This is a genomic window from Mesorhizobium sp. M7A.F.Ca.AU.001.01.1.1, assembly GCF_004022735.1.
Classification (GTDB): domain Bacteria; phylum Pseudomonadota; class Alphaproteobacteria; order Rhizobiales; family Rhizobiaceae; genus Mesorhizobium; species Mesorhizobium ciceri.
Map to the genome: position 1 here is coordinate 1 of NZ_RZPF01000617.1, position 3989 is coordinate 3989.

The 3989-nt window shown below is 63.3% G+C and carries 5 protein-coding genes; 2 read left to right on the forward strand and 3 right to left on the reverse strand.

From position 1 onward, the window contains the following. Window positions 1-494 precede the first annotated feature (494 nt). Together EN884_RS28370 and EN884_RS28375 are read left to right on the forward strand one after the other, a co-directional pair. Window positions 495-1205, forward strand: a complete 711-nt coding sequence (locus EN884_RS28370) for a LuxR family transcriptional regulator (protein ID WP_063168914.1) — start codon at window positions 495-497, stop codon at window positions 1203-1205. Then, a complete protein-coding gene (locus EN884_RS28375; RefSeq protein WP_024502681.1) occupies window positions 1202-1972 on the forward strand; it encodes a helix-turn-helix transcriptional regulator in 771 nt (256 codons plus the stop codon). The genes EN884_RS28370 and EN884_RS28375 overlap by 4 nt, the downstream gene beginning before the upstream one ends. Window positions 1973-2006: 34 nt before the next feature. Here the strand turns inward: EN884_RS28375 and EN884_RS28380 are convergent, their stop codons facing one another. The 3 genes from EN884_RS28380 to EN884_RS28390 form a co-directional block, all read right to left on the reverse strand. Continuing rightward, complete coding sequence (locus EN884_RS28380) at window positions 2007-2444, reverse strand: hypothetical protein (RefSeq protein WP_024502682.1); 438 nt, start codon at window positions 2442-2444, stop codon at window positions 2007-2009. Further along, complete coding sequence (flhB, locus tag EN884_RS28385) at window positions 2441-3523, reverse strand: flagellar biosynthesis protein FlhB (protein ID WP_024502683.1); 1083 nt, start codon at window positions 3521-3523, stop codon at window positions 2441-2443. Before flhB ends, EN884_RS28380 begins: the two co-directional genes overlap by 4 nt. A 9-nt stretch (window positions 3524-3532) precedes the next feature. Then, the coding region (locus tag EN884_RS28390) for a FliG C-terminal domain-containing protein (protein WP_281034850.1) at window positions 3533-3989 on the reverse strand (457 nt) is incomplete at its 5' end.

Below are 3989 nucleotides of genomic sequence, written 5' to 3' on the forward strand. Positions count from 1 at the left end.
GGACCACCGGGACCGGGCGGCAACATCGCCCGGCTCCGACTATCGGGCCAAGGCACCCCCTTCGGCACAGCAACCGGCGCGCCCGTCTGTCCAATGCTCCCGAGCCTGGCGAAATCGACCAGCCGCCGAGGTGGCCGGCGAAGACTTTCGCGTCCCGGTCGTCTGTCCAGGGCGCGAAAACCGAGCTGTGAGTCGCGCCGGAGTCCATCAGATTCGATTTTGTCAAATCGCGTTTGATGTCAGATTCAACTGCGGGTAGATTAAACCCGAATCAGCCGGTCCTGGGGGGCGCGGCGACCACCCAAAGTCTTTTGTTCCGGAGCTTTTCCGGCACCAGACGCGGACGGCTTCGCGTTCCCTGAATGGATTCGGGATTTGGTTCGGTGCAGCCCTGCGCCACGCGTGTGTCTTCGTCAAAGTAATGTGTATTCGGGTTCGGCGGCTGACTTCCAGCATCCGGACAGCAGAAACGATTCCGGCCAAAAGCAACGAGAATGAGCAGTCCCGCCGCGCTACTTCAATCCGACACATTGGGCTCGCGCCTGACGTCGCGCGGCGATCTCACCAGCTTTTTCATGCAACTGACCGCCGAGATCGGCGCCGACAGCTACATGCTGGTCGCCATCGTCCACGATCAGGACCGCAACGATGCGCGCATCGTCTCCTCCAACTGGATTTTCGACGCCATCGAGTTGATCGGCAAGCGGCTGATCGCCGGGCTTGCGCAAGGCGCGCTCACCGTCGCGCCCGGCATTCGTCCGCAGCCGCTGGTAGCATCTCACGCGCCCGAAGCTGACGGGTTGATCACCGGCGAGGAAGCCCGCCTTCTCGATGTGCTCGGCCATGCAGAGATCTATTCCCTGCGCCTGAATGTCGGCCGCCAGCGCCTGTTCGCTCTGTTCTCGGCAGCGACAGCCGGCAGCATCGACCAGCCGGCGCTGATGCGGGCGCAGCTGAAATGCTGCTACGCGCTCTCGCACATCCCACAACTGATCGCCGCCGCCGCCATGCAGGATCCGTTGTCGGATCGCGAGCGCGAATGCCTGTTCTGGGTTTCCGAAGGCAAGACCACCGACGAGGTCGCCGTCATCCTTGGCGTCTCCTCCAACACCGTCAACAGCTACATCACCCACGCCATCCAGAAATTCGCGGCCAGCAACCGCGCGATGGCCATCGCCACGGCGATCAGGAGCGGCATCATTTGAAACACGCCGATATCAAGGAAGCCGCCGAAGCCCTTTTCAACGAGCAGCGCAAGCCGTTCGGCGCCTTCACCCTTAGCTCCGAAACCCATCACGCGGTCACCATTCCCGACGCCGTGCGCCGCTGCCGCTGGATCGCCGTCGACATCAACGCCTCGGCTTTCGGCCTGTTCTTCGTCAGCCCCTCGCCCGAACGGGCGCGGCTCGTTCCTTGCCTTGATTCCGACTATCCCGGGATTGCCGTGGCGACGAAGTTCATTTCAGGCGCCAATGGCGAGGAGATCGTGCGTCACACGCGCATCTCGACCGAACCGCGCTGGTGGACGGATGACGGCGTCACCGCCATGGCCGAGATGTTCGGCAATCTCGCCTGGACGCAGCAGATGGCGCCGCTGGCGCCCGGCACCAGCGGCATCGCCTTCCCCGTCCACGCCGACCGCGGCCAATGCGGCCTTGTCGTTTTCCTGGGCTCGGAGATCACCCTGTCGCAGGACGCTCTCTACGAGATCCACGCTCGTTGCTTTTCGTTGTTCGCCGCAGTCGCCCGCATCCGCCCGAGCGATGCCGGCCGCATGCGTGCAATCTCCAAGCGCGAACTCGAATGCCTGAAGCTGACCGCCAACGGCAACACCAGCGAGGAGATCGCGCGACTCCTGAAACTGTCGGTGCACACCGCCAACCAGTATCTGACCCAATCGACCCAGAAGCTCAACGCCGTCAATCGCAACCAGGCCGTTGCCAAGGCGCTGCGGCTGGGCTTGATCGAATAGGGGAATTCGGCAGCGCTTCGAAAGCGACCGACGGTCAGCGATAGGCCAGCGGCTCGACCTTGCGGATACGCGCCTCTTCGATCACCGCTTCGAGCAGCGCCGTGTTGCGCTCCGGGTCTTCGCCCGGCTTCTCGAACGATACGTAGTTGACCGCCACCGACGCGCCGAGCTCGCTCAGCGTCAGCTGGAAATAGACGGTGACGCCGGGCGGCCTCAGTTCCAGATCGAGCACGATGCGCGGGCTGCCGCTCCAGTCGACATGCGCCTCACCACCATGGCCGAGCCGCAGAGTACCCGGCATGAAGAACAACTCAACCGCTGAATCGACCAGGTCCGACAGGCATGCGAAATGCTCCAGCCGGATAAAGGCGATGTAGTCGGCGACATCGATCAGCCTCAGTTCGCCCACCACCTGCTCGATGGCGCTGGCGACGATGATCTCGCGGGATTTTGCGTGCGGTTGCCGGTTCATGAAATCTGTCTGCGCTCAGCCTTTTTCGAGTAGACGATCCGCACCAGTTCGGCGACGGCCTGGTAGAATTGTGACGGGATCACATTATCGACCGAAACTTGCTTGTACATGGAGCGGGCGAGCGCCACGTCCTCGAAGATCGGGATGTTGTGTTCCCGCGCGATCTCGCGGATCTTGAGCGCCACCAGATCCTGGCCCTTGGCCAGCACCATGGGCGCCGAGTCCTCGTCGCGCACATATTTCAGCGCGATCGAGAAGTGCGTCGGGTTGGCGATGATCAGCGTCGCGCGCGGCACCGCCGTCATCATCCGTTTGCGCGCCCGGTCGCGCGCCAGCGAGCGCAGCCGCGACTTGACGATCGGGTCGCCCTCGGACTGTTTGAACTCGTCCTTGACCTCCTGCTTGCTCATGCGCAGATCCTGCTTCCAGTGGAAGCGCGACCAGACGATGTCGACTGCCGCGATCAGCCCCATGACGAAGACGATCGCCACCAGGATGTCGACGGCGATGCCGCGGATGACGAGACCGAAGGCGACCGGATTGGTGATCATCCCGGCGAGCAGCTTGCGGTGGTCTTCCGACAGGGTGAAGCTCAGCACGACGATGGCAAACCCGACCTTGCCGAGTGACTTCAGGAACTCGACCCAACCCTGGATGCCGAACAGCCTGTTCCAACCCTTGGCGATCGAAATACGCGAGAGTTGCGGCCGGACCCGCTCGCCTACGAATTGCGGCATGTTCTGGAACACCGAGGCGCCGACGCCGGCGACGGTCAGCAGCACCATCAAGCTCAGGACGGCGCGGCCGACCTCGAGCAGGACGATCTTGTAAAGCGCGATGACGTCGGTCTCCGTGTCCATCGGCCAGGCTTCCGGCTTCTCCAGGAACATCGACAGGAACATGCCGAGATCGATGATCGCATCCTTGGCGTAGAAGACGGTGAACACCAGTATGGCAACGAACGAGGCAAAGAGCGCTGTCTCCCGCGAATGGGGCAGCTTGCCCTGTTCGATGGTGTCGCGGATCTTCTTTTCCGTCGCCTCTTCGGTTTTCGAATCCTTGTCGACCGCGTCAGCCATGGCGCGGTCCTAGGCGGCGTCTTGGGTCGAGGGGAGTTCGAAGGCGCCTTCGCGCGACAGCCGGATCGTCGTCGTCACGATCGTCTTGCGGGCCGCCATGATATCGGCGAGGGGGATCCCGTCCGAGCCCTGCCCGAGCTCGGCTTCGATCATGCGCCGCGAGCGGGCGCCGATGGCCGACAGCACCGATTCTGCAAGGGCGGCCGACGTGCCACGCAAGGCCAGCGTGACCAGCTCCGTCGATAGCCCGTCGAACAGCAGCACCCGCGCTTTCTGGGTGAGCAGCGGCAGATCGTCGAAAGCAAACAGCCGGGCTCGCACGCCGTCGAGATCAGGCGTGCCGGCGGCTTCCAGATCCTGCATCACCTCCTCGAGCAGCGGCTTGTCGAGTTCGTTGAGGACGCTGGCGACACGCGCCTGTCCGGCCGAGGTATCCTTGGTCGAGGTTTCGGCCAGCACACTGGTG

Bases quoted from the DNA above. Each gene is read 5' to 3' on its own strand.
- EN884_RS28370 (WP_063168914.1), top strand. From the start codon at position 495: ATGAGCAGTCCCGCCGCGCTACTTCAATCCGACACATTGGGCTCGCGC.
- EN884_RS28380 (WP_024502682.1), bottom strand. From the start codon at position 2,444: ATGAACCGGCAACCGCACGCAAAATCCCGCGAGATCATCGTCGCCAGC.
- flhB (WP_024502683.1), bottom strand. From the start codon at position 3,523: ATGGCTGACGCGGTCGACAAGGATTCGAAAACCGAAGAGGCGACGGAA.